This window comes from Mangrovibrevibacter kandeliae, assembly GCF_024519155.1.
GTDB classification, from domain to species: domain Bacteria; phylum Pseudomonadota; class Alphaproteobacteria; order Rhizobiales; family Rhizobiaceae; genus Mangrovibrevibacter; species Mangrovibrevibacter kandeliae.
Map to the genome: position 1 here is coordinate 1 of NZ_JANIFJ010000006.1, position 24337 is coordinate 24337.

Here is a 24337-nt window from a genome sequence, read left to right on the forward strand (position 1 = left end):
TGCTCCCTATCAGGGCCGTGGAAGACCACCACGTCGATAGGCCGGGGGTGGACGTGCAGCAATGCATGAAGCTGACCGGTACTAATCGCCCGATCGACTTGATCATTCTCATTCGCCAATGTTCATCGGCTGAGCCGATGACCATTGTCTCATTCTTCTTTCTTTGGCTTCAGTCGCCAGCGCCCGCCTCCGCGGGCTCGGCTCGGCGCCAATGTTCATCACCCCGCGACAGCGCACGCTGTCGTCGGGTCGGCGCGACAGGCGGTTCAAACGAACCGCCGAGAGCGCCCCGGAGCCGAACAGCGCTCCAGAGCAGCGAACATCGTCTCATTCTTCTCCTCGCAATCGCGCCCCGCGCGATTGCGAGACGGCGCGACAGTGGGATCGCACTGCGATCCCGCGAGAGCGCCCCGGAGCCGGACAGCGCTCCTCCTGCCGCGACGGCCCTTGCCCTCGCGCCGAACCAGCTTCTCGAACGCTTGCGATTGGCCGACCTGGTGGTAACAGCGGGGCGGCCGCACCCGATCCCATTCCGAACTCGGCCGTGAAACGCCCCAGCGCCCATGATACTTCGTCTCAAGACGCGGGAAAGTCGGTCGCTGCCAGGTCTGCCAATCGCAAGCCCGCTTCTCTCCAAACCAACACCCCACACCCCCACACAAAACACCGCGCGATGCCGTGTTGTCTTCACGCAGCAGAGCGCACGAGGCAGCGTCAACGCGCCCATCCGCACGCACGCCGGCCGCGCCGATGCATGCCGCACGCTTGCCCGCCCGCCGCAGCGGGCCAGCCCGCCGCGATGGCCGGCCATCTCCGCAGACGCGCGCCTCACGCGGCCCGCTTGCCGCAATGACAGGCAGACACCTCCGCAGACGCGCGCCTCACGCCGCGCGCCCGCCGCAATGGCAGGCCAGTCATCTCCGCAGACGCGCGCCTCACGCCGCGCGGCCACGTGCGGGCCTCCTCGCGTCGCGTCGCAAAGCCCCGACGAGGTTGCCGAAGGGCACATGCCAGACATGCGCGGCAGCCTCTATCCTCCCGCCTTCCTGCGCGTCATCCCATGCCTGCCACAGGACGGACCGGCTGCAGGCCAAAAGGGACGCCATGACCGATCACAACGAGACGACGCAGCTGCTCGAAGCGCTCGAATATCGGCGCGTCGCCGCGCTCGTCGCCGGTGACGGCGCTGCGCTGGATCTCCTGCTGCACGATGGCCTGGTCTTCAGCCATACGGACGGACGCGTCGACGACAAGCCGGCTTATCTGGCAAGGATACGGTCGGGTGCCGTTCGCTACTTCGATGCCGTCCATGTCGTGCGGCAGGTGCGCGTCGTCTCCGATGCGGCGGTGGTTCTGGCGCATCTGACCATGCGCGCGGAGCTCGCGGATGGTCCGCGGCAGCTGAACGTCGTCACGCTCACAGTCTGGGCGCACGCCGAGGGGCGGTGGCAGATGATGGCGCACCAGCCGACCGTGGTCGACGTCCGACCCGATGACGCGTGAAGTGTGGGACGTTCTCGTCGGATCGAAGCCCTCGATCCGACGACGGCGCAGTGGAAGTGCGGTGCGCCAGTCCCGCTGCCTGCGGCCTGTGCAGGTCGATGACCTGCATGGATTGACGGCAGTTCGCTTCGGTGATCGTATCGATCGCGGCGTGTGCCCGGAGATCCGACCATGGCAGAGGACAGAAGCATCGCGTACCGCACGGCCGAGGCCGGCTACTTCGAGAAGCGCGGCCTGAAGGCCTATGCCGGCGTCTGGTCGCTCTGGGCGCTCGGCGTCGGGGCGGTCATCTCCGGCCACTATTCCGGCTGGAATCTCGGGCTCGCCTCGGGTGGCTGGGGCGGCCTCTTCATCGCAACCGTGCTGATCGCGATCATGTATCTCGGCCTCACCTTCTCGATCGCGGAGATGTCCCCGGCGCTGCCGCACACCGGCGCGGCCTACTCCTTCGCCCGCACCGCGATGGGACCGTGGGGCGGCTTCGTCACGGGCCTCTGCGAGAACGTCGAGTACGTGCTGACGCCCGCCGTCATCGTCTTCTTCATCGGCTCCTATCTCGGCGCCATTTTCGAGACACCCGCCGCGTTCCAGCCGGTCTGGTGGGTGCTCGGCTACGTCCTCTTCGTCGGGCTCAACATCATCGGCGTCGAGCTGTCGTTCAAGGTGACGGTGGTGGTGACGCTGATGGCGCTCGCCGTCCTCGTGATCTTCTGGATCTCGGCCTTTCCGTCGATCGACTTCGCCGCCAACGCTCTGAACATCGGCGCGGACGGGGCGCCGCTGCCCGGCGGCCACGGGCCGTTCCTGCCCTTCGGCATCACCGGCATCTTCACCGCGCTGCCCTTTGCGGTGTGGCTGTTCCTGGCGATCGAACAGCTGCCGCTCGCGGCCGAGGAGTCGGTCGATCCGAAGCGCGACATGCCCCGGGGCATCATCCTCGGCATGGCGACGCTGATCCTCTCCGCCTTCATGATCCTGTTCCTCAACCCGTCGTTGCCGGGCGTCGGTTCGGCCGAGCTCGGCGCATCCGGCGAGCCGCTGCTCGACGGCTTCAAGGCGATCTACGGCGAGGGGCTCGCCAAGCTCCTCGCCTTCGTCGCCATCATCGGCCTCGTCGCCTCCTTCCACACGATCATCTTCGCGCAGGGGCGGCAGATCTACTCGCTGTCGCGCGCCGGCTACTTCCCGCCGGCCCTCTCGGTCACGCACGACACGCGCAAGACGCCGCACGTGGCGATGATCGTCGGGGCGCTGGTGGGCCTTGCGATCATGCTCGTCCTCTTCGTCGGCCTCGGCGCCGAGGCCGGCTCGGCGGTGATCGGCGGCACGCTCCTCAACATGGCGGTGTTCGGGGCGATGTGCTCCTACATCGCGCAGGCCGCCTCCTTCATCCTCCTGCGGAGGAACAAGGCGCACATCGCGCGACCCTTCCGCAGCCCCTTCGGCGTCCCGGGCGCGGCGGTGACCATCGTGATCGCCGTGGTGACGCTGGTGTTCCAGCTGTCCGACCCAACCTACCGGGTGGGCGTCGTCGGCGTCGCGATCTGGTTCGCGCTCGGCATCGCCTATTTCGCACTCGTGGGACGCCACCGGCTGATCCTGTCGCCGGAGGAGGAGTTCGCGCTGGAGCATGCGGAGAAGCGCGAGGGGATCGTCGGCGGCCCTGCGACGGCCTGACGGTCTCGCGCGGCGCGCGGCCGTCCGGTCGGGTCTTCGTCATGCGCTACGGCGTGATCGAGCGCCCGCCGGAGACGTCGAGGATGGCGCCGGTGGAATAGGCGGCCGCGTCCGAGGCGAGCCACAGGATCGCCTCCGCCACCTCCTCGGCAGTCCCGGCGCGCCGCATCGGCAAGGTGCCGGCGATCTCGGCAACCCGGCCGGGCTCGCCGCCGCTCGCATGAATCTCGGTGTCGATGATCCCCGGCCGCACGGCGGTCACCCGAATGGCCTCGTCCGCGACCTCCCGGGCAAGGCCGACCGTGAAGCTGTCGATGGCGCCCTTGGCTGCGGCATATTCGATCCGCCCGCCCGGCGCCCCGAGCTTGGCCGCGGCGGAGGAGAGGTTGACGATGGCACCGCCGGCACCGCCGCGGCTGCGCGCCATGCGCCGCACCGCCTCGCGGGCGCAGAGGAGGCTGCCCGTGACGTTGATGCGCATGACGCGCTCGATGCGCGCCGCGCTCATGTCGGCGAGGACGCCGGGGGCGTCGACGACGCCGGCATTGTTGACGAGGACGGCCAGCGGGCCGAGGCGATCGGCCGCCTCGAACAGCGCCACGACGTCGGCCTCGACGCCGACGTCGCCCGCGACCGCGAGGCCGCGACCGCCCGCCGCTTCCACCTCGGCAACGACGGCGGCGGCCGCTTGCGCGTCGCTCCGGTAGCCGACGACGACGTCGTAGCCCCTCCGGGCCGCCAGACGGGCGGTCGCCGCCCCAATGCCGCGCGAGCCGCCGGTGACGAGCATGATGGGGCGCATGGCCGATCTCCTGGAGATGGGTGGAAACGACACCGCCCGCGGATCGTGTCGATGCGCGGGCGGCCGGGATCGCTGACTTCGCCCGAAGGCGTCGGGGTCAGAGGTCGAGGACGAGGCGCTCCGGATCCTCCAGGCTGTCCTTGACCCGCACCAGGAAGGTCACGGCCTCCTTGCCGTCGACGATGCGGTGGTCGTAGGAGAGCGCCAAATACATCATCGGGCGGATCACCACCTGGCCCCCGATCGCCATCGGCCGCTCCTGGATCTTGTGCATGCCGAGGATGCCGGACTGCGGGGCGTTGATGATCGGGGTCGACATCAAGGAGCCGTAGACGCCGCCATTGGTGATGGTGAAGGTGCCGCCCTGCATGTCCGACATCGCGAGCTTTCCGTCACGGGCTGCGAGCGCCAGGCGCGACAGCTCCTTCTCGACCTCGGCGATGGTCATCTGGTCGGCGTCGCGGATCACCGGGACGACGAGGCCCTTGTCGGTGCCGACGGCCATGCCGATGTGGCAGAAGTTCTTGTAGACGATGTCGGTGCCGTCGATCTCGGCATTGACCGCCGGGATCTCCTTCAGCGCGTGGCAGACGGCCTTGGTGAAGAAGCCCATGAAGCCGAGCTTGACCCCGTGCTTCTTCTCGAAGAGGTCCTTGTACTTCTTGCGCAGGTCCATCACCGCGCTCATGTCCACCTCGTTGAAGGTGGTCAGCATGGCGGCCGTGTCCTGCGCGTCCTTGAGGCGCTTGGCGATGGTCTGGCGCAGGCGGGTCATCTTCACCCGCTCCTCGCGGGCCGCATCGCCCGCAGACGAAGGCGCGCGTGCCACCTGCGGCGCCGACTTCTCCTGCGGGCTCGACGGGGCGCCGCGGGCGACGGCGGCGAGGACGTCGCCCTTCAGCACCTGGCCACGCTTGCCCGAGCCTTCGACGTCGCCGTCGGCCAGACCCTTCTCGGTCATCAGCTTCTGCGCCGAGGGCGCCGCCGGCATCGCGCCGCCGGACGGGGCTTCCGCCTTGGCCGGGGCCGTGCCGTTGCTACCGTAGCCGGCCGAGGCCGCCGCGGCGGTCTCCTCGCGGGCGCTCTGCTGGGCGGTGGAGGCGGCGGCCGAGGCGGAGGCCGAGGCCTGCGGCTTGGCGGCGCCGGCGCCGGACCCGGCGCCCTCGCCGATGGTGCCGAGCACGGCGCCCGGCTCCACCGTCTCGCCCTCCTTGAAGGCGACCTCCTGCAGCACGCCGGCGGCGGGTGCGGGGACCTCGACGGTCACCTTGTCGGTCTCGAGCTCGGCGATCGTCTCGTCCTGCTCGACCCGGTCGCCCGGCTTCTTGAACCACTGGCCGATCGTGGCCTCGGTGACGGATTCGCCGAGCGTCGGAACTTTGATTTCGGTGGCCATCTGTTGCGTCTGTCCGTGTCGCGTGGGCCGGCGAAGCCGGCGGAAGGGAGAGAGGGAGCCCGGCGTCAGCCGCCGAGCGCGTCGTTGAGGAAGGCCTCGAGCTGCGCGAGGTGCTTGCCCATCTCGCCGACCGCAGGCGAAGCCGCGGCCTGGCGTCCGGTGTAGCGCACCCGCCGCTTCTCGGCGCCGATGTGGTCGAGCACCCACTCCAGGTAAGGGTCGATGAAGGACCAGGCGCCCATGTTCTTGGGCTCCTCCTGGCACCAGACCATCTCCGCCTGCTTGAAGCGCGACAGCTCGTTGATCAGCGCCTTGGCCGGGAACGGGTAGAGCTGCTCGAGGCGCAGGAGGTAGACGTCGTCGACCCCGCGCTTCTCGCGCTCCTCCAGAAGGTCGTAGTAGACCTTGCCCGAGCACATCACGACCCGCCGCATCTTGGCGTCCTTGACGAGCTTGATCGGGCCGTCCTTCTTCAGCTCCGCGTCATCCCACAGCAGCCGGTGGAAGCTCGTCTCGCCAGCCATCTCCGACAGCTCCGAGACCGCCCGCTTGTGGCGCAGCAGCGACTTCGGCGTCATCAGGACGAGCGGCTTGCGGAAGTCGCGCTTCAGCTGGCGGCGCAGGATGTGGAAGTAGTTCGCCGGCGTCGTGACGTTGGCGACCTGCATGTTGTCCTGCGCGCACTGCTGGAGGTAGCGCTCGAGGCGGGCGGAGGAGTGCTCCGGACCCTGGCCCTCGTAGCCGTGCGGCAGGAGCATCACCAGGCCCGACATGCGCAGCCACTTGGCCTCGCCGGACGAGATGAACTGGTCGACCACGACCTGCGCGCCGTTGGCGAAGTCGCCGAACTGCGCCTCCCAGAGCGTCAGGGCGTTCGGCTCGGCGAGCGAATAGCCATACTCGTAGCCGAGCACGGCCTCTTCCGAGAGCATCGAGTTGATGACCTCGTAGACGGCCTGCCCCTTGGCGATGTTCTGCAGCGGGATGTAGCGGTTCTCGGTCTCCTGGTCGTAGAGCACCGAGTGGCGCTGCGAGAAGGTGCCGCGCTCGGAGTCCTGCCCCGAGAGCCGCACCGGGTGGCCCTCGCCGACGAGGGTGCCGAAGGCAAGGGCCTCGCCGGTCGCCCAGTCAATGCCTTCGCCGCTCTCGATCATCTTGGCGCGGTTGTCCATGAAGCGGCCGATGGTGCGATGGACGTTGAAGCCCTCCGGCACCTCGGTCAGCTTCTTGCCGATCTCCTTCAGCGTCTTCAGGGGCACGCCGGTGACGCCGCGGCGCGGCTCGTCGCCCTCGTCGGCGCGGCGCAGGCCCGACCATGCCCCGTCCAGCCAGTCGGCCTTGTTCGGCTTGTAGGCCTGGCCCGTGTCGAACTCCTCGTCGAGCGTCTTGCGCCACTCCGCCTTGCGCGCCTCGACCTCGTCCGCCGTGACGACGCCCTCGGCGACGAGCTTTCTGGCGTAGATTTCCAGCGTCGTCTCGTGCGCGCGGATGGTCTTGTACATCAGCGGCTGGGTGAAGGCCGGCTCGTCGCCCTCGTTGTGGCCGAAGCGGCGATAGCAGAACATGTCCACCACCACCGGCTTGTGGAAGGTCATGCGGAACTCGGTCGCCACCTTGGCGGCATAGACCACCGCCTCCGGATCGTCGCCGTTGACGTGGAAGATCGGCGCCTCGACGGTCTTGGCGACGTCGGACGGATAGGGCGAGGAGCGCGAGAAGCGCGGATTGGTGGTGAAGCCGATCTGGTTGTTGATGATGAAGTGCACCGTGCCGGCGACGCGGTGGCCGCGCAGCTGCGACAGGCCGAAGCACTCCGCCACGACCCCCTGGCCGGCGAACGCGGCATCGCCGTGAATGAGCAGCGGCAGGATGTTCTTGCGCACCTCGAGCGGCACCACCTCGTTGCGGGTGCGGCCGACAAGCTGGTCCTGCTTGGCGCGGGCCTTGCCCATCACGACCGGGTTGACGATCTCCAGGTGCGAGGGGTTGGCGGTCAGCGACAGGTGGACCTTGTTGCCGTCGAACTCGCGGTCGGACGAGGCGCCGAGATGGTACTTGACGTCGCCCGAGCCCTCGACGTCCTCCGGCTTGTAGGAGCCGCCCTTGAACTCGTGGAAGATCGCCCGGTGCGGCTTGGCCATCACCTGGGAGAGCACGTTCAGGCGGCCGCGATGGGCCATGCCGAGCACGATCTCCTTGAGCCCCATCGAGCCGCCGCGCTTGATGATCTGCTCGAGCGCCGGGATCAGCGCCTCGCCGCCGTCGAGGCCGAAGCGCTTGGTGCCCTTGTACTTGACGTCGAGGAACTTCTCGAAGCCCTCGGCCTCGATCAGCTTGTTAAGGATCGCGCGCTTGCCCTGCTCGGTGAAGAAGACGCCCTTGTCCGGCCCCTCGATCCGCTCCTGCAGCCAGGTCTTCTCCTCGGGATTGGAGATGTGCATGAACTCGACCCCGATGGTCGAGCAGTAGGTGCGCTCCAGGATCTCGACCATCTCGCGGATGGTTGCGAACTCCATGCCGAGCATGTTGTCGATGAAGATCTTGCGGTCGTAGTCGGCCGCGGTGAAGCCGTAGCCCTCCGGCGACAGCTCGTTGTAGTCGTTGTCGGCGGGCGTCGCGATGCCGAGCGGATCGAGCTTGGCGTGCAGGTGACCACGCACCCGGTAGGCGCGGATCAGCATGATGGCGCGCACGGAATCGCGCGCCGCCTGCATCACGTCGGCCGGGTTGAGGTCGACGCCGGCCTTCTGCGCCTTCTCCTTGAGCTTGGTCTCGACGCGCTTCTCGACCTGGCCCCAGTTGCCGTCGAGGGCGGACACGAGTTCGCCATTGGCCTCGATCGGCCAGTTGGCCCGCTTCCAGGACGGCCCCTCGGCATTCTTCAGGACGATGCGCTTCTCGTCCTTCAGCTCCTTGAAGAAGTCGGCCCACTCGCCCTCGACCGACGCCGGGTCGGTCTCATAGCGGGCGTAGAGCTCCTCGATGTAGTCGGCATTGCCGCCATAGAGGAAGGAGGTGCTGGCGAAGAGGTCGTTGGCCTGGTTGCGTGCCATCTGGGGTCTTGCGGCGCCACGTGCGGGTCGCCGCCTCCGTATGAGTGTCGACGAGGGCGCCGCGCCCCCGCCAGTGTGCGTGTTGCCGCTCGAAGGCGGCGCGCCTCAGCCCTTCAGGACCTCGACGAGCGTCTTGCCGAGCTGGGCCGGCGAGGGCGACACGCGGATGCCCGCCGCCTCCATCGCCGCGATCTTGTCCTCGGCGCCGCCGGTGCCGCCCGACACGACCGCGCCGGCATGGCCCATGGTGCGGCCCTTGGGCGCCGTGCGACCGGCGATGAAGCCAACCATCGGCTTCTTGCGGCCCTTGGCGGCTTCGTCCTTGAGGAACTGCGCCGCCGCTTCTTCGGCCGAGCCGCCGATCTCGCCGATCATGATGATCGACTTGGTCGCCTCGTCGGCGAGGAACATCTCGAGGACGTCGATGAACTCGGTGCCCTTGACCGGATCGCCGCCGATGCCGACCGCGGTGGTCTGGCCGAGGCCCTCGTTCGAGGTCTGGAAGACCGCCTCATATGTAAGCGTTCCAGAGCGCGATACGATGCCGACATTGCCCTTCTTGAAGATCGAGCCGGGCATGATGCCGATCTTGCACTCTTCCGGCGTCAGGACGCCGGGGCAGTTCGGGCCGAGGAGGCGCGACTTCGAGCGGTCGAGCTTGGCCTTGACGCGGACCATGTCGAGCACCGGGATGCCTTCGGTGATGCAGACGATGAGGCCGATCTCGGCGTCGATCGCCTCCTCGATCGCGGCGGCGGCGCCCGCCGGCGGCACGTAGATCACGCTGGCGTCGGCGCCGGTGCGGTCCTTGGCCTCGGCGACCGAGGTGTAGATCGGCAGCGCGGCGGCGCCGTCGAGGCCGCTCGTCCAGGTCTCGCCCCCCTTCTTCGGGTGGACGCCCGCGACCATCTGCGTGCCGTAGTAGGCGAGCGCCTGCTCGGTGTGGAAGGTGCCGGTCTTGCCGGTCAGGCCCTGCACGATGACCTTGGTGTTCTTGTCGACGAGAATGGACATGGGATCGCTCCGGCTTCGCTCGGCCCTGGCAGCCGCTACTTGAATGGATTGATGACGCGGACCGAGCCGTAGCTCTGCCCGTGGCTGAGGTCTTCGGTGTACACCGTGTGGGCGCCGAGCCGTTCGGCTGCCGCGAGAATGGCTCCGTCCCAGTAGGAAATCTGGTAGCGGCGGGAGAGGGCGACTCCCGACCTCACCACCTCGGCATCGACGGGCTGGCAAGGCTTCCTGGCCAGCACGCGGACCCATTCGGCGGCGCGCTCGGCCGTCAGTGGCGGTGTCCCCTTCTTCTGGACGTTGACATAGAACTCGGCGAGCACCTGACTGGACGTGCAGTAGTCTTCCATCAGCACGATTCTTCGAGCGGTCTCGAAGCGATGCTGCTCGTCCTCCTGACCAAGGGCTGCATAAATGAGGATGTTGGTGTCGAGGAAGACATCAGCGCCAACGGTCAAAGCGGGGCTCGCCGGAATACGTCTCCTCTCGAGACGGACGCCAGTCGCCAAGGCGACCTTCTGACTCGTCCATCAGCCGCAGCAGCTCCTCGCGCGCCTCGTCCCGGCCCTTCTCCTCTTCGATCGTGCGGCGCAGAAACTCGCGCACCATCTCGTTGACGCTCGTGCGCCGCATCGCGGCAAGCACGCGCGCCTTGTCGAGCAAATCGTCGTCGATGGAGAGGGTCAGGTTCTTGGCCATGAGAAGCCTACACGGATTACGTGAAGCACATATCCTGTGTGGATTGGTGGGTCAATGCCGAGTACAACGGGCCCGCCGTCCGACGCATGCCGGAGTCGTTCCGGCACGCGCGGACAGAATGGCCGGCGGTCCTCACCCGATCGCGGCGACGATCTTCTTGGCCGCGTCGTCGAGGTCGTCCGCCGCGGTGATGGCGAGGCCGCTCTGGTTGAGGATGGCCTTGCCCTTGTCGACGTTGGTGCCTTCGAGGCGCACCACCAGCGGAACCTTGAGGCCGACCTCCTTCACCGCGGCGACGACGCCCTCGGCGATGACGTCGCAGCGCATGATGCCGCCGAAGATGTTGACGAGGATCCCCTGCACCGCCGGATCGGCGGTGATGATCTTGAAGGCCGCCGCGACCTTTTCCTTCGATGCGCCGCCGCCGACGTCGCAGAAGTTCGCCGGCTCCTTGCCGTAGAGCTTGATGATGTCCATCGTCGCCATGGCGAGGCCGGCGCCGTTGACCATGCAGCCGATGTTGCCGTCGAGTGCGACATAGGCGAGGTCCCACTTCGAGGCCTCGATCTCCTTGGCGTCCTCCTCGGTCTCGTCGCGCAGCGCCTTGATGTCGTCGTGGCGGAACATCGCGTTGCCGTCGAAGGAGACCTTGGCGTCGAGCACGCGCAGGCGACCGTCGGTCATGACGATCAGCGGGTTGATCTCGAGCAGGCTCATGTCCGTCTCGGTGAACGCCTTGTAGAGGATCGGGAAGAGCTTGAGCCCGTCCTCGCGCGCCGCGCCGTCGAGCTTCAGCGCGTCGCAGAGCTTGCCCGCCGCCTCGGCGGTGACGCCGGCCAGCGGGTCGATCGGCAGCGTCAGGATCTTCTCGGGCGTGTCGTGCGCCACGGTCTCGATGTCCATGCCGCCTTCGGTCGAGGCGACGAAGGCGATCTGGCCGACCGAGCGGTCGACGAGCAGCGACAGGTAGAGCTCCCGGTCGATGTCGGCGCCGTCCTCGATGTAGAGGCGGTTGACCTGCTTGCCGGCGTCACCGGTCTGCGCGGTGACCAGCGTGTTGCCGAGCATCTCCTTGACGTTGGCGACGACCTCGTCGATCGAGCGGGCGAGGCGCACGCCGCCCTTGGCCTCCGGACCGAGCTCCTTGAACTTGCCCTTGCCGCGGCCGCCGGCATGGATCTGGCTCTTCACGACGTAGAGCGGGCCGGGCAGCCGCTTCGCCGCAGCCTCCGCTTCGTCCGCCGACGTGATCGCGACGCCTTCGGCCACGGGTGCGCCGTAACCCTTCAGGACTTGCTTGGCCTGATATTCGTGGATGTTCATCGGATGTCTCTCAGTTGGCGGGAGCTCGGCATGAAAAAGGGCCGGGTCGCCCCGGCCCGTCGGCTCATTTCAAATTCGGGGCGATGGCGGCGCAGGCTTCCATCAGGCCGCGCACGGCGCCGACCGACTTCTCGAACTGCGCCTTCTCCTCGCTGTCGAGGTCGATCTCGATGACGCGCTCGACGCCGTCCGCGCCGATGACGCAGGGCACGCCGACATAGAGGTCCTTGAGGCCGTACTCGCCCTTCAGGTTGGCGGCGCAGGGCAGCACGCGCTTCTTGTCCTTCAGGTAGCTGTCGGCCATCGCGATCGCCGAGGCGGCCGGGGCGTAGTAGGCCGAGCCCGTCTTGAGGAGACCGACGATCTCGGCGCCGCCGTCGCGGGTGCGCTGGACGATCTCCTCGAGCCGTTCCTTGGTGACCCAGCCCATCTTGACGAGGTCGGTGAGAGGGATGCCGGCGACGGTCGAGTAGCGGGCGAGCGGCACCATCGTGTCGCCGTGACCGCCGAGAACGAAGGCGGTGACGTCCTCCACCGAGACCTTGAATTCGTCGGCGAGGAAGTGGCGGAAGCGCGAGGAGTCGAGCACGCCGGCCATGCCGACGACCTTGGACTTCGGCAGGCCCGAGAACTTCTGCAGCGCCCAGACCATCGCGTCGAGCGGGTTGGTGATGCAGATGACGAAGGCGTTCGGCGCGTACTTGGCGATGCCGGCGCCGACCTGTTCCATCACCTTGAGATTGATGCCGAGCAGGTCGTCGCGGCTCATGCCGGGCTTGCGCGGCACGCCGGCGGTGACGATGCACACGTCCGCGCCTTCGATCGCGGCATAGTCGTTGGCGCCCGACAGGTGCGCGTCGAAGCCCTCGACCGGACCGGACTGCGCGATGTCCAGCGCCTTGCCCTGCGGGGTGCCTTCCGCGATGTCGAACAGGACGACGTCGCCGAGCTCCTTCAGGCTGGCGAGGTGCGCCAGGGTGCCGCCGATCATGCCGGAGCCGATGAGTGCGATCTTGTTGCGAGCCATGAGCCTTGTGGTCCTTCCTCAGCGCCGCGGCACCTGAACGCAGCGGCAACTCCCGGTTCTCGAACGGCGCGCGCCGCCGCTCGGGCTCGGGACATCCGGTTGCGCCGGCGCAAAGCAAGTGCAGCAAATGGCCCGTGTCGCAGCGGGCTTAGACTCGACCGGTAAAAAATTCAATACGTCGAAGCACCGCCCCAATATGTTCAAACGGTTAGTATGTTTTGCACTTACGTAAACGTAAGAGATATTCCACTTGCAGATCAACGCATAGGTGCGAGGTCGCATGCAGCGCGCTTCGTTCGCATGTCGATCCGGTGACGGACGTCCTCGACTTTGACGGGTGAGGACGCAGGGGCCGGCGAGCGCTCAGGCCAGCTGTTCGGGACGGGCGGCCGCCTCAGCCGCTTCGAGGTAGGCGTCGGAGCGCATCTCCACGAGACGCGACGCCGTCCTGTCGAACTCGAAGGCCTCGGCACCGGAGCGCCCGCGATAGAGGCTCTCGGCCGGCGCCTCGGCCGAAACCAGGATGCGCCGGCCCGCATCGTAGAGCGTGTCGACGAGGGCGATGAATCGCTTGGCCTCGTTGCGTTCGGCCTCCGCCATCACCGGCACGTCTTCCAGAAGGATCGTGTGGAAGCGTTGCGCCAGCGCGAGGAAGTCCTGCGCACCGAGCGGCCGGCGGAGCAACTGCTCGAATCCGAACCGCGCCGCGCCGTTGCCGGCGCGCGGCACCTGGACGATGTGCCCCTTCACCGAAAGCGAGGCCGGCCGCTCCTTCTCCGTGCCGAGCAGAAGCTGCCAGGCCTCGTCCATGCGCGCTCGCGCCTCGGCGCCGAGCGGCGTCAGGTAGAGGTGCTCGCGGCCGAGACGGATCAGCCGGTAGTCGGTCGCCGCGTCGAGGCGGACGACGTCCGCGTGGTCCTTCAGCGTCGCGACGAAGGGGAGGAAGAGCGGCCGGTTGAGGCCGTCCTTGTAGAGCCCGTCGGGCGCCACGTTCGAGGTCGCGACCAGCACGACGCCCTCAGCGAACAGGGCACTGAACAGGCGCGACAGGATCATCGCGTCGGCGACGTCGGTCACCGCGAACTCGTCGAAGCAGAGCAGGCGCGCGCTCTGCGCGATGTCGGCCGCCACCGGCGGCATCGGGTCGTCGCCCCGCGCCGTGCCGGCCTTCACCGCGGCGCGATGCGCGCCGATCCGCTCGTGCACCTCGGCCATGAAGGCGTGGAAGTGCACGCGGCGCTTGGCCGGCACGCTGCTCGCGCGGAAGAACATGTCCATCAGCATGGTCTTGCCGCGGCCGACCGAGCCCCAGATGTACAACCCGCGCACGGCCTCGGGCCTCTTCGCCCGGCCGAAGAGCCAGCCGAGCGAGCTGTTCTTGACGCCGAGGCTGGCGGCAGACAGCGCCGCCTCGAGCCAGTCGAGACGGCTGGCGAGGTCGAGCTGCGCGCCGTCCGCCTCGATGTCGCCGGCCGCGATCATCCGGTCGAGCGCGGCGCGCACGTGCCCGGGACGCGCCCGCCCCGGTTTCGGTTCGGGCGTCATGCGGGTGCGCGCTCGTGCGGTCGAACGCCGCTCAACGGTAGAGGCTGATCGCCTGGCCGGCGCTGGTGGAGCCGTCGTAGCGCGTGCCGCCGGACGAGTTCAGCGTGGCAACGGTGGTCCCGCCGGAGTCCTTCAGCACGACCTGGCTGCCGGAGACATCCCAGGCTGCGACGTCGGCGACCTGCCCCGGGCAGCCGCGGGAGGCGGCGCGATAGCCGCCGGTCCACTTGGTCAGCGCCATGAAGATCTGACAGCTGCCGCCGCCGGAGGTCACCTTCCACGCGCCGACGAGGCTTTCGCGCGTCACCGGGGCGGCCGAGGCGGTCTGGGTCGGGGCACTCGAGCTGGGCGCGCCGGCGCCGGGCTGGTCGATGATCGGCGAGCCCGCGGGCTGCGCGTAGGGATCGTTCGCAGCGACCTCGGCAGAGGGCGGCGGGGGAGGCGGTGGCGGTGGCGGCAGGCTGCTCGACGCCACGCGGCCGGAGGGCGCTGCCGCGATGGGCGACGCGGCCCGGTCGCTGATCGTGGGCATACTGCGCGTGCATCCTGCCGCCGCAAGCAGCAGGGCCAGCACCAGGCCCGTCTTCGCTGTCCGCATCATTCGTGAAATCCCCAACGCCTCGTTCACCATGTTGCTTCGCGTGCGGCTGCGCAGAACACGCATCCGCAGTGCGAAGTGCCCGCTTCGGGTCACACGATGGCGGTCGAGACACATTCGTCAAGCCGGTTCGGGTCCGGAACGGCCCGAAAGGTGTGAACCGTTGCAACGAGGCCAGCGGCGGCGCCGCGGTCCGGCCGAACCCCGCGGCGTCGTCCGTGGGCGGGCGGAACCGCCGGCATGCGCCGCAGGCGAGGGGCTGCGTCCGTTCCGGTCCTCGGCTTTTCAGGGCCGCTCGAAGTCGCCGGTCTCCGGGTCGAGCGTCCAGAGTTCTCCGGTCGAGATGTCGAACCAGGCGCCGTGCAGCTGCAGTTCGCCGGAGGCCTCGCGCGCGGCGATGTAGGGGAAGCTGCGCAGATTGGCGACGGAGTAGCGGATGGAGATGCGCTCGAGCGAGGTCTGCCGCTCGCCGTTGGTCATGTGGCCGTTGGCGGCGACCGCCTTGGCGGCCGGATTGATCAGGCTCATCCACTTGCCGATGAAATCGTCCGCCTCGAGCGGCTTTGCGTCCGGCGAGAGCGCAGCCTTGATGCCGCCGCAGCGGCCGTGGCCGAGGACCAGGACGTTCTTCACCTTCAGGCCGAGAACGCCGAACTCGATCGCCGCCGAGGTCGAATGGTAGTCGCCATCGGGCTGGTAGGGAGGCACGAGATTGGCGACGTTGCGCACCACGAACATTTCGCCGGGCAGCGTGTCGAAGATGGTCTCCGGGGCGGCGCGGGAGTCGCAGCAGGCGATGACCATCACCTCCGGCGTCTGGCCTTCGCGCGCCAGCTGTCGATAGCGCTGCTCCTCGGCCTGGTAGCGGCCGTTCATGAACGAGCCGTAGCCCTTGAGAAGATGGTCGGGAAAGCCCGTCACACAAACCTCCAGAAGATCGTCCGTCTGCCTCTGCAGAGGGTGTTCACAGAGCTAAAGCAGAGCTCTTAGATTCCCCTGAACAAGGCTGGTTCACTCTCGGTTGAAATATGTCCGCAAAACATCCGCGATCGTGCCCGCCGCCGTGGGTGGATCGGTCAGGCTCGCCGGTCGCCGGAGGGATAGGCGAGGCGGCGCATCTGCACCATGGCCATCGGATGCTTCAGGCTTTCCGCATCGGTTTCGAGCGTCAGTTCGTCGGCGCCCCGTTTGGTGGAGCGGGCGAGGATCTCGTAGACGGCCGCGGTGGCGGTCTGCAGCGCCTTCTCTCCCGCCATGCCGGACAGCATGCGGGCGAGGAAGACCGCGCCCGTCAGGTCGCCGAGACCCTGCGGCGCCCGTTCGATCAGCCGGTGCTCGGCCAGCAGCGCCTTGTAGTCGGCGACGAGGAGGTTGCCGGTGCCGCCTCGCAGCAGCGGGAAGGCCGAGGTCACGAGCACGCTCTCGGGACCCAGTGCGACGGCGGCCTCGATGAGATGCGTGTTGTCGGAGAACTCGAGGCCGGTGAGGAGTTCGAGCTCGAAGCGGTTGGGCGTGACGATGTCGGCGAGCGGCAGCAGCCGGTCGCGGATTGCCGCGACCAGCGCCTCCGGCTGGTAGAGGCGGCCGCCGTCGCCGAGGATCGGATCGCAGAGATAGACCGCGCCGGGGTTCGTCCGTTTCACGGCTTCGATCAGGCGCGCCACGGGCTCGATCTGCTCGGTCGTGCCGAAATAGCCGGTGATGACCGCCCCGACCTCGGGCAGCCAGCGCGCACCGGCAAGGTCATCGACGAGCGCGGCGAATTCGCCGTCTGCGGGCGCGATGCGCGTGCCCGGCCCGTGTCCCGGGTGCCAGGGCAGCATGACGGTCGGCACGGACCAGACGGGAAAGCCGAGCGACTCCAGCGCCAGCACGACGGCGCGGTTGCCGACCGTCCCGCGCGCAACGTGGCTCGAGATCGCGATCACGGCAGGCTTGTCGCCCCTGGCGGAAGAGGTCGTTTCGGTCATTCGGCCGTCAGCTGCGGGTGAGGAAGGCGAACAGCGAAGCCGCAAGCAGGACGAATGCGACGAAGCCGAGGAGGCGGCCGATGCGGGTGCCGGCGACCTCGACGCGGTCGTCCTGGTCGACGTCGCTCGCCGAGAAGTGGTCGCGGGTCCGCAGGATCACGCGGGTGAGGTCGCCACCGATCTGCGGCTCCGTTTCCTGGCGCACACGCTCCAGGATCGCCCGCGCCTCGCGCTGATTGTCGTCGTCTCGATCATGCCGCTGCATCGCCTCGAAGCCTTACCGAAAACCCCGCGAAGGGCAATACGGAAGCGGAGCTCGGGAGGACCGGCGCCGGCTTCGCACGGTCGAGAGAGGCGATCGGCAAGGCGCCGCGCAGCCGGAGGAAGCGCGTACCCTGTGTCGTGCTGTGGCGCTGCGGCTCCGCCGCGCTGTCGTCTACCTGTCGCCTTGCCCTGCGCTAGATGAGCGCATGCCGCCGCTTCGGGCCGGCCGCATCGGGGGATGCCATGCCAAAGTCTCGTGTCGCACGCCTGGGTACCGCGCCATTTGTCCACGCGCTTTGTCTTCTGGCGCTGCTGGTGCCGCTTCTGTCCGGCTGCGGCGTCAATTCGATCCCGACCTACGAGGAGCAGGCCAAGGCCGCCTGGTCGCAGGTCGAGAACCAGTATCAGCGCCGGGCCGATCTCATCCCCAACCTCGTCGAGACGGTGAAGGGCTATGCGGCGCAGGAAAAGGACGTGCTCACCGCCGTCGTCGAGGCGCGGGCCAAGGCGACACAGGTGAACGTCTCGGCCGACCAGCTGACCGACCCGGCGGCGGTGCAGAAGTTCCAGGCGGCGCAGGACAGTCTGTCCGGCGCACTGTCGCGCCTGCTCGTCACCGTCGAGCGCTACCCGGACCTCAAGTCCAACCAGAACTTCCTGGCGCTGCAGAGCCAGCTGGAGGGCACCGAGAACCGGATTGCGGTGGCGCGGCGCGACTACATCGAGGCCGTGCGGGTCTACAACACCGAGCTGAAGACCATACCGGGCCGCTGGTGGGCGAGCTGGTTCTATCCGGAAGCCGAGCCGATGCAGCCCTTCACCGCGACGGCCGGAAGCTCGACACCGCCGACCGTCGATTTCGGCAAATGAGACGCGTCCGGTTGCCGCCCGTTCCGCCAGCCCGGCCGGCCTCCAAGGCGGGTGTCGGGCTGCTTCTCGGCGTCCTGGCGCTGCTCCTCGTCGCCGGGATGGCGCCGGTTCGGGCGCAGCAGTTCCCGCAGCTCACCGGGCGCGTCGTCGACACGGCCGACCTCCTGTCGCCGGCCGCGGAAGCCGCGCTGACACAGAAGCTCGAAGCATTCGAGACGGCCTCCTCCGATCAGGTGGTGGTGGCGACCGTGCCCGACCTGCAGGGCTATGCGGTGGAGGACTACGCCAATCGGCTGGCGCGTCAGTGGGCGCTCGGCCAGGCGAAGGAGGACAACGGCGTCCTGCTGCTGGTCGCGCGCGACGACCGCAAGGTGCGGATCGAGGTCGGCTACGGCCTCGAGGGCACGCTGACCGACGCGCTGTCGCGCACGATCATCGACGGCGACATCCTGCCGGCCTTTCGAGGCGGCGATTTCGCCGGCGGCATCGCGCGTGGGGTCGACGGCATCCTCGCCGTCCTCTCCGGCAACGCGGCCGAGCTGAAGGCGCGGGCCGAACGCAACAGGCAGTGGAGCGGCGACGAGATGCCGTCCTGGCTGTTCTTCACGATCTTCGCCGCCGTCTTCCTGTTCGTCGCCGGGACGTTCGTGCTCACCCAGATGGCACGCCTGCGCGGCCGGCGGGTCGGCCCCAACCGCTACCGGTGGCTCGGCACCACCTGGGTGCTCGGCGGCGGCTATCCCGGCTCGCGCGGCTCCTCGGGCGGCGGCTTCTCCGGTGGCGGCAGCTTTTCGGGCGGCGGCGGATCCTTCGGAGGCGGCGGCGCCTCGGGGAGCTGGTAGATGGCCGGCGTCGCCTTCACCCCCGAGGAACACCGCCGTATCGCGCAGGCCATCCGGACGGCCGAGGCGACGACGCGCGGCGAGATCTACTGCGTCTTCGCGCGCCGCAGCGACCGCTACGGCTTCGTCTCGGCCTGCGTGGTGCTGGCTCTGGCTCTCGCCGCCGGCTGGCTCGCGGTTCTGGTCGCCGCCCTCGCCGGACTGCCTGTCACCGCGCTCGAGGTCGTGGCGGGCCAGACCCTCGCGGGGGCTTTGCTCTACGCGGTCGCGGCCGCATCGCCGTCGTTGCGCATGATGCTGGTGCCGCGCGCGGGGGGCGCGCCCCCCGCGGGCCAGCTGGCGCGGGTGCAGTGCCAGTCGCCCCGCATCCACCCGACGAGCGAACGGACCGGCGTCCTCATCTTCGTCTCGGCCGAAGAGCACCATGCCGAGATCGTCGCTGACGAGGGCATTGATGCGAAGGTCCCTCAGGAGGACTGGAACGCAATCGTCGAGGCGCTGGTCGAGGCCGCGCGCGGCGGCCGCTTCGCCGAAGGCTACGAGGACGCCATCGCGCGGGCAGGGGCGCTCCTGTCGCGGCACTTTCCCGGCGGGAGCGACAACCCGAACGAGCTGCCCGATCGCCTCGTCGAGCTCTGAGCGCGGCAAAGGCGCAGGCACGCGCCGTTGCGTCAGCCGCGCGCCACGTGTCACAAGAGCCGCCGCGTCGCCCCGTGCCGCACGCGGTCTGAAGGTTGGGGAAGCCGGACCTGACACCGGGGAAGCGGCGGCCGGTTCCAGGTCGAGCGAAACCGCACGGGGGAGTGCGGCGCGAGGAGGGCAGTCATGGACGCCGACGTGAGTTCGAAGAAGCCGATCATCCGTGCCGTGGTGGCCGAGCTCGGAGACGGAGCCGCCGCCGCATTGGCGCCGCTGCTTCTCGCTCGTCCGCCGGCGGACGATCTCGACGCCTTCGAGCCGGCCGCGCTGACCGCGGCCATCCGCCGGGGTGTCGCAGCGCTCGAGGAGCACAAGAGCGGCGAGCCGCTGGTGCGGGTCGAGCAGCCGGAGGGCTTCACGCTCGACGGTGCGCCCCTGACCCTGGTGTCCGTCGTCAACGACGACATGCCCTTCCTGTTCGATTCGGTGATGGGCGAGATCGCCGAGACCGCGGCGACGATCCGCTTCATCTCCCACCCGATCCTCGACGTCACCCGCGACGCGGCGGGCGCGCTCGACGGCTTCGCCGCGACGACGACGCCGGGCGGGCGGGGCGGCGAGCGCCTCAGCCTGATCCAGGTCGCGCTCGACCGGCCGGCGAATGCCGGGGCGTCGCTGGAGGCGCGGCTGCTCACCGTCCTGACGCAGGTGGTGCGGGCCAATCTCGACTTCGATGCCATGCGCAGCCGCGTCGGCGAGGCGGTCGAGGGGCTGCGCCGCTATGCCGCCGAGGCGGAGGACGTGGAGGGCGTGGTCGCCGTCGGCGAGGCGGCCCAGTTCGTGGAATGGCTGCGCGACGAGAACTTCACCTTCCTCGGGTGCCGCGAATTCGACTATGCGGGGCCGGACGCCGACGAGGTGCTGGTGCCACGCGAGGAGGTGGGGCTCGGCATCCTGCGCGACCCCGACATGCGCATCCTGCGGCGGGCCGGTCAGGCGACGACGACGACGCCGGAGCTGCGCGCCTTCCTGGAGGGGCCGGACCCGCTGATCGTCACCAAGGCGAACACCCGGTCGGTGGTGCATCGCCGCGCCTACATGGATTACATCGGCATCAAGCGCTATGAGGACGGCCGCTTCGTCGGCGAATTGCGCATCGTCGGCCTCTTCACCTCAACCGCCTACACGCGCTCGATCCTGGCGATCCCCTATCTCCGGCTGAAGGCCGAGACGGTGATCGGCCGCTTCGACCTGCGGCCAGGCTCCCATTCGGCCAAGGCGCTCCTCAACGCGCTCGAATCCTATCCGCGCGACGAGCTCTTCCAGATCGACGTCGACACCCTGGAGGGTTTCATCGGCACCGTGATGGAGCTCGGCGAGCGGCCGCGCGTGCGTGTCCTGCCGCGCATCGACCGCTTCGACCGGTTCGTGTCAGTCCTCGTCTTCGTGCCGCGCGAGCGCTACGATTCCCGCCTGCGCGAGCGGATCGGCCTGCTTCTCGCCGAGCGCTACGACGGCCACGTCTCGGCTTACTATCCGGCCTTTCCGGAAGGGCTCCTGACCCGCGTCCACTTCATCATCGGACGCACCGAGGGCAAGACGCCCGAGGTCGATGCGCGCGCGCTCGAGGCGCGAATCGCGGCGATGGCCCGCAACTGGGAGGACGCCTACGGCGCCGCCGCGACGCAGACGCCGGAGCTCATGCGCTATGCGCCGGGCATGCCGGAGGGCTACCGCGACGCCGTCGACCCGCGCGAGGCGGTGGCGGACGCCGGCGCGATGGCCCGGCTCGGCGACGACCGCCGGCTGATCGCCGACTTCTACCGCCGGCCGGGCGATGCCGACACGCTCCTGCGCCTGAAGCTCTTCCATCTCGGCCCGGCCGTCGCGCTCTCGACCCGCGTGCCGATCCTGGAAAACATGGGCTTCGACGTGTTGTTCGAGCGGACCCACCGGCTGACCCGGCCAGACGGCACGACGGTCCACATCCACGACATGGATCTCGCCGACCGCAAGGGCGCGGCCATCCCGCTCGCCGACGAGGGCGCCGCGCTGGAATCGACCTTCGGCGCGGTCTGCGCCGGGCTGATCGAGAGCGACGGCTTCAACGCGCTGACGCTGGAGGCGGGGCTCGACCACCGCCAGGCCAACGTCCTGCGCGCCTATGCGATGTACCTGCGCCAGACCGGCCTTGCCTACTCGCCCGACTACTTCGCCGCGGTGATGGCGCGCCAGCCGGCGATCGCGCGGCTGCTGTGGCAGCTCTTCGACGACTCGTTCAACCCGCGGAAGGCCGACCGGCGCGACCTGCCGGAGGCGGGGTCGACCGACAGCTTCGAGCCGGAGGACCGCCAGCGCCGCGCCGCCGCCGAGCGTGGCAGCCTGGAGACGCTGCAGGCGATCCTCTCGGCGCTCGACGCCGTCGAGAGCCTCGACGACGACCGCATCCTGCGGCGCTACCTCGCGGTGATCCTGGCGACGCTGCGCACCAACTACTACGCCGTGCCGACGCTCTCGGCCGCGCCGCGCTCGACGCCGGACGAGGTGCATCCGGCGCTCGCCTTCAAGCTCGATTCCGCCCGCGTCGAGGGCCTGCCGGAGCCGGTGCCCTTCCGCGAGATCTTCGTGTTCGACGCACGGGTGGAGGGCGTCCACCTGCGCTTCGGCACGGTGGCGCGCGGCGGGCTGCGCTGGTCCGACCGCGCCCAGGACTACCGCACCGAGGTGCTCGGCCTCGTCAAGGCGCAGCAGGTCAAGAACGCCGTGATCGTGCCGGTTGGCGCCAAGGGCGGGTTCTACCCGAAGCGCCTGCCGCCGGCCGCCGCCGACCGCGACGCCTGGTTCGAGGCCGGGCGCTCGGCCTACATCGTCTTCGTCGCCTCGCTCTTGTCGATCACCGACACGCTCGCGGGCGACTCGGTCGTGACGCCCGCGGACGTCGTGCGCTTCGACGGCGAGGACCCCTATTTCGTCGTCGCCGCCGACAAGGGCACGGCGACCTTCTCCGACACCGCCAACGCCATCGCGCAGGCCGAGGGCTTCTGGCTGGACGACGCCTTCGCCTCCGGCGGCTCGGCCGGCTATGACCACAAGGCGATGGGCATCACTGCCCGCGGCGCCTGGGAGGCGGTGAAGCGCCACTTCCGCGAGATCGACCACGACATCCAGGCGGTCCCCTTCACGACCGTCGGCTGCGGTGACATGTCGGGCGACGTCTTCGGCAACGGCATGCTCCTGTCGCAGGAAACCAGGCTCGTCGCCGCCTTCGACCACCGCGACATCTTCATCGACCCGAACCCGGACACGGCGGCCTCCTTCGCCGAGCGCAAGCGGCTGTTCGACCTGCCGCGTTCGTCATGGGCGGACTACGACCGGGCGAAGATTTCCGCCGGCGGCGGCGTCTTCTCGCGGCGCGAGAAGCTGATCCGGCTGTCGCCGGAGGCAGCCGCGGCGATCGGCTGGGACCGCACCAGCGGCACGCCCGCGGAGATCATCTCGGCGATCCTGAAGGCGCCGGTCGACCTTCTCTGGTTCGGCGGCATCGGCACCTATGTGCGCGCCTCGAGCGAGCAGAACGCCGAGGTCGGGGACCGTGCCAACGATGCGCTGCGCATCACCGGGGCGCAGGTCCGCGCGAAGGTGGTGGGCGAGGGCGCCAATCTCGGCGTCACCCAGAAGGGCCGCATCGAATATGCCCGGGCCGGCGGGCGCATCAATTCGGACGCCATCGACAACTCGGCCGGCGTCAACACCTCCGACGTCGAGGTCAACATCAAGATCGCCCTGAAGGGCGCGATGCAGGACGACCGCCTGACGCGGCCGGACCGCAACGTGCTGCTCGCCTCGATGACGGCGGAGGTCGCCGACCTCGTTCTCGCCAACAACTACGAGCAGACGCTGGCGCTGTCGCTCGACACGGCGGAGGGCCCGGCGGCTCTGCCGCTGCAGGCGCGCTTCATGGCGACGCTCGAGGCGCGCGGCATCCTCAACCGTGAGGTCGAGACCCTGCCGGGCGAGGCGGCGCTGACGGCGCTGCGCGGCGCCGGCAACGGCCTCACCCGGCCGGAGAACGGCGTGCTCCTCGCCTATTCGAAGATCACGCTGTTCGACGAGATCCTGGCGAGCGGCCTGCCGGACGACCCCTACTTCGCCGGGCGGCTGTTCGGCTATTTTCCGAGCGCCATGCGCGAGGCCTTCGCCGTCGACATCGAGCGGCACCGGCTGCACCGCGAGATCGTCTCGACCGTCCTCGCCAACGAGGCGGTCAATCATCTGGGCGCGACCTTTGCCACTGCCGTGCGCGACGCCACCGGAGCCTCGGCGGGCGAGGTGGTGCAGGCCTTCGTCGCCGCCAAGGACGGGCTCGGCGCTGCCGAACTCTACGCGGCCGTCGATGCGCTCGACGGCAGGATTCATGGCGAGACGCAGAACCGGCTTTATGCCAGCCTGCGCGGCTTCCTGCGCCAGGGCACCCGCTGGTTCGTGCAGAACGCGCGCTCCGGCCAGCCGCTCGGCGAGACGGTCGAGCGCTTCGCCGCCGCCCGCACCGAGCTGAAGCCGCGGCTGCTCGACCTGTCGAGCGAGGAGTCGCGCGCGGCCTTCGAGCGCCGCCGCGACGCGCTGACGGCCGAAGGGGTGCCGGAGGGCCTTGCGGGCGACATGGCGCTGCTGCCGCTCGTCGCGCTGGTCCCGGACATCGCGGCGATCGCGCGCGACACGGTGATGCCGCTGGATCAGGTGATGGCCTGCTACTTCGCGGTGACGCGGCTGTTGCGGATCGGCCGGCTGGAGGCGGCGCTCGGCGCGGTGACGCCCGCCGACTACTACGAGAACCTCGCACTGGAGCGGGCCGGCACCCAGATCGCCGGCGCCCGCCGCCAGCTGACGCGCGACGCGCTCACCGGCTTCGGCGGCGAGAGCGACCCGGCTGCGGCCTGGGCCGAGAGCCGAGTGACGGCGGTGGAGCGGGTCGGCGGGCAGCTCGAGAGCCTGGTCGCCTCGGGCGAGACCTCGGTGGCGCGGCTGACGGTGGCCGGCGGTCTCCTGGCAGATCTGACGGGCTGACTGACGGCCGACTCCGCCGCCGGGAACCCGCTTTCGCGCCGAGGCTTCCTCCTT

19 protein-coding genes and 2 rRNA genes are annotated in these 24337 nt (G+C 69.2%); 8 read left to right on the forward strand and 13 right to left on the reverse strand.

What is annotated here, in order from left to right; all coding sequences use genetic code 11:
- The 4 genes from NPA30_RS15320 to NPA30_RS15335 form a co-directional block, all read left to right on the forward strand.
- A 23S ribosomal RNA gene (locus tag NPA30_RS15320) occupies nt 1–106 on the forward strand; the annotation flags it as partial.
- Between the two features lie 387 nt (nt 107–493).
- Nucleotides 494–608 (forward strand): 5S ribosomal RNA (gene rrf, locus NPA30_RS15325).
- Between the two features lie 496 nt (nt 609–1104).
- On the forward strand, nt 1105–1503 hold the full coding sequence (locus tag NPA30_RS15330) for a nuclear transport factor 2 family protein (RefSeq protein WP_256803623.1): 399 nt from the start codon (nt 1105–1107) through the stop codon (nt 1501–1503).
- A gap of 171 nt (nt 1504–1674) precedes the next feature.
- Nucleotides 1675–3180, forward strand: a complete 1506-nt coding sequence (locus tag NPA30_RS15335) for an amino acid permease (RefSeq protein WP_256803624.1) — start codon at nt 1675–1677, stop codon at nt 3178–3180.
- 46 nt (nt 3181–3226) lie between these two features.
- Here the strand turns inward: NPA30_RS15335 and NPA30_RS15340 are convergent, their stop codons facing one another.
- From NPA30_RS15340 to NPA30_RS15400, 13 genes are all read right to left on the reverse strand, one after another.
- Entirely contained in the window at nt 3227–3982 is a 756-nt protein-coding gene (locus tag NPA30_RS15340; protein WP_256803626.1) for an SDR family oxidoreductase, read from the reverse strand.
- A gap of 97 nt (nt 3983–4079) precedes the next feature.
- Entirely contained in the window at nt 4080–5378 is a 1299-nt protein-coding gene (gene odhB / locus NPA30_RS15345; protein WP_256803628.1) for a 2-oxoglutarate dehydrogenase complex dihydrolipoyllysine-residue succinyltransferase, read from the reverse strand.
- A gap of 65 nt (nt 5379–5443) precedes the next feature.
- A complete protein-coding gene (locus NPA30_RS15350; protein WP_256803630.1) occupies nt 5444–8431 on the reverse strand; it encodes a 2-oxoglutarate dehydrogenase E1 component in 2988 nt (995 codons plus the stop codon).
- Between the two features lie 105 nt (nt 8432–8536).
- The gene (sucD, locus tag NPA30_RS15355) at nt 8537–9445 is read right to left on the reverse strand and encodes a succinate--CoA ligase subunit alpha (RefSeq protein WP_256803632.1); all 909 of its coding nucleotides are present in this window, start codon (nt 9443–9445) and stop codon (nt 8537–8539) included.
- Between the two features lie 35 nt (nt 9446–9480).
- A complete protein-coding gene (locus tag NPA30_RS15360) occupies nt 9481–9900 on the reverse strand; it encodes a PIN domain-containing protein (protein WP_256803634.1) in 420 nt (139 codons plus the stop codon).
- The gene (locus NPA30_RS15365; RefSeq protein ID WP_256803636.1) at nt 9884–10141 is read right to left on the reverse strand and encodes a DUF6364 family protein; all 258 of its coding nucleotides are present in this window, start codon (nt 10139–10141) and stop codon (nt 9884–9886) included. Before NPA30_RS15365 ends, NPA30_RS15360 begins: the two co-directional genes overlap by 17 nt.
- Nucleotides 10142–10273: 132 nt before the next feature.
- On the reverse strand, nt 10274–11464 hold the full coding sequence (sucC, locus tag NPA30_RS15370) for an ADP-forming succinate--CoA ligase subunit beta (RefSeq protein WP_256803638.1): 1191 nt from the start codon (nt 11462–11464) through the stop codon (nt 10274–10276).
- A gap of 64 nt (nt 11465–11528) precedes the next feature.
- On the reverse strand, nt 11529–12491 hold the full coding sequence (gene mdh / locus NPA30_RS15375; protein ID WP_256803640.1) for a malate dehydrogenase: 963 nt from the start codon (nt 12489–12491) through the stop codon (nt 11529–11531).
- A gap of 363 nt (nt 12492–12854) precedes the next feature.
- Nucleotides 12855–14036 carry a cell division protein ZapE gene (gene zapE / locus NPA30_RS15380; RefSeq protein ID WP_256803646.1) on the reverse strand — a complete coding sequence of 394 codons (1182 nt, stop codon included), beginning with the start codon at nt 14034–14036 and terminating at the stop codon, nt 12855–12857.
- A gap of 31 nt (nt 14037–14067) precedes the next feature.
- A complete protein-coding gene (locus NPA30_RS15385) occupies nt 14068–14568 on the reverse strand; it encodes a protease inhibitor Inh/omp19 family protein (protein ID WP_256803648.1) in 501 nt (166 codons plus the stop codon).
- A 351-nt stretch (nt 14569–14919) separates the two neighbouring features.
- Complete coding sequence (locus NPA30_RS15390; protein WP_306228951.1) at nt 14920–15510, reverse strand: carbonic anhydrase; 591 nt, start codon at nt 15508–15510, stop codon at nt 14920–14922.
- Between the two features lie 200 nt (nt 15511–15710).
- On the reverse strand, nt 15711–16604 hold the full coding sequence (gene pdxY / locus NPA30_RS15395) for a pyridoxal kinase PdxY (protein WP_256803652.1): 894 nt from the start codon (nt 16602–16604) through the stop codon (nt 15711–15713).
- A gap of 7 nt (nt 16605–16611) precedes the next feature.
- Nucleotides 16612–16869 carry a hypothetical protein gene (locus tag NPA30_RS15400; protein WP_256803653.1) on the reverse strand — a complete coding sequence of 86 codons (258 nt, stop codon included), beginning with the start codon at nt 16867–16869 and terminating at the stop codon, nt 16612–16614.
- A 242-nt stretch (nt 16870–17111) separates the two neighbouring features.
- On the opposite strand from NPA30_RS15400, the gene NPA30_RS15405 reads away from it, so the two are divergent.
- The 4 genes from NPA30_RS15405 to NPA30_RS15420 all read left to right on the forward strand — a co-directional run bounded on the left by NPA30_RS15405 (nt 17112) and on the right by NPA30_RS15420 (nt 24283).
- The gene (locus NPA30_RS15405; RefSeq protein WP_256803654.1) at nt 17112–17738 is read left to right on the forward strand and encodes a LemA family protein; all 627 of its coding nucleotides are present in this window, start codon (nt 17112–17114) and stop codon (nt 17736–17738) included.
- Nucleotides 17735–18580 (forward strand): TPM domain-containing protein, encoded by an 846-nt coding sequence (locus NPA30_RS15410; RefSeq protein ID WP_256803655.1) that lies wholly within the window; start codon nt 17735–17737, stop codon nt 18578–18580. Before NPA30_RS15405 ends, NPA30_RS15410 begins: the two co-directional genes overlap by 4 nt.
- Entirely contained in the window at nt 18581–19219 is a 639-nt protein-coding gene (locus tag NPA30_RS15415; RefSeq protein WP_256803657.1) for a TPM domain-containing protein, read from the forward strand.
- A 186-nt stretch (nt 19220–19405) separates the two neighbouring features.
- A complete protein-coding gene (locus NPA30_RS15420; protein ID WP_256803659.1) occupies nt 19406–24283 on the forward strand; it encodes an NAD-glutamate dehydrogenase in 4878 nt (1625 codons plus the stop codon).
- The last annotated feature ends 54 nt before the right edge of the window (nt 24284–24337 follow it).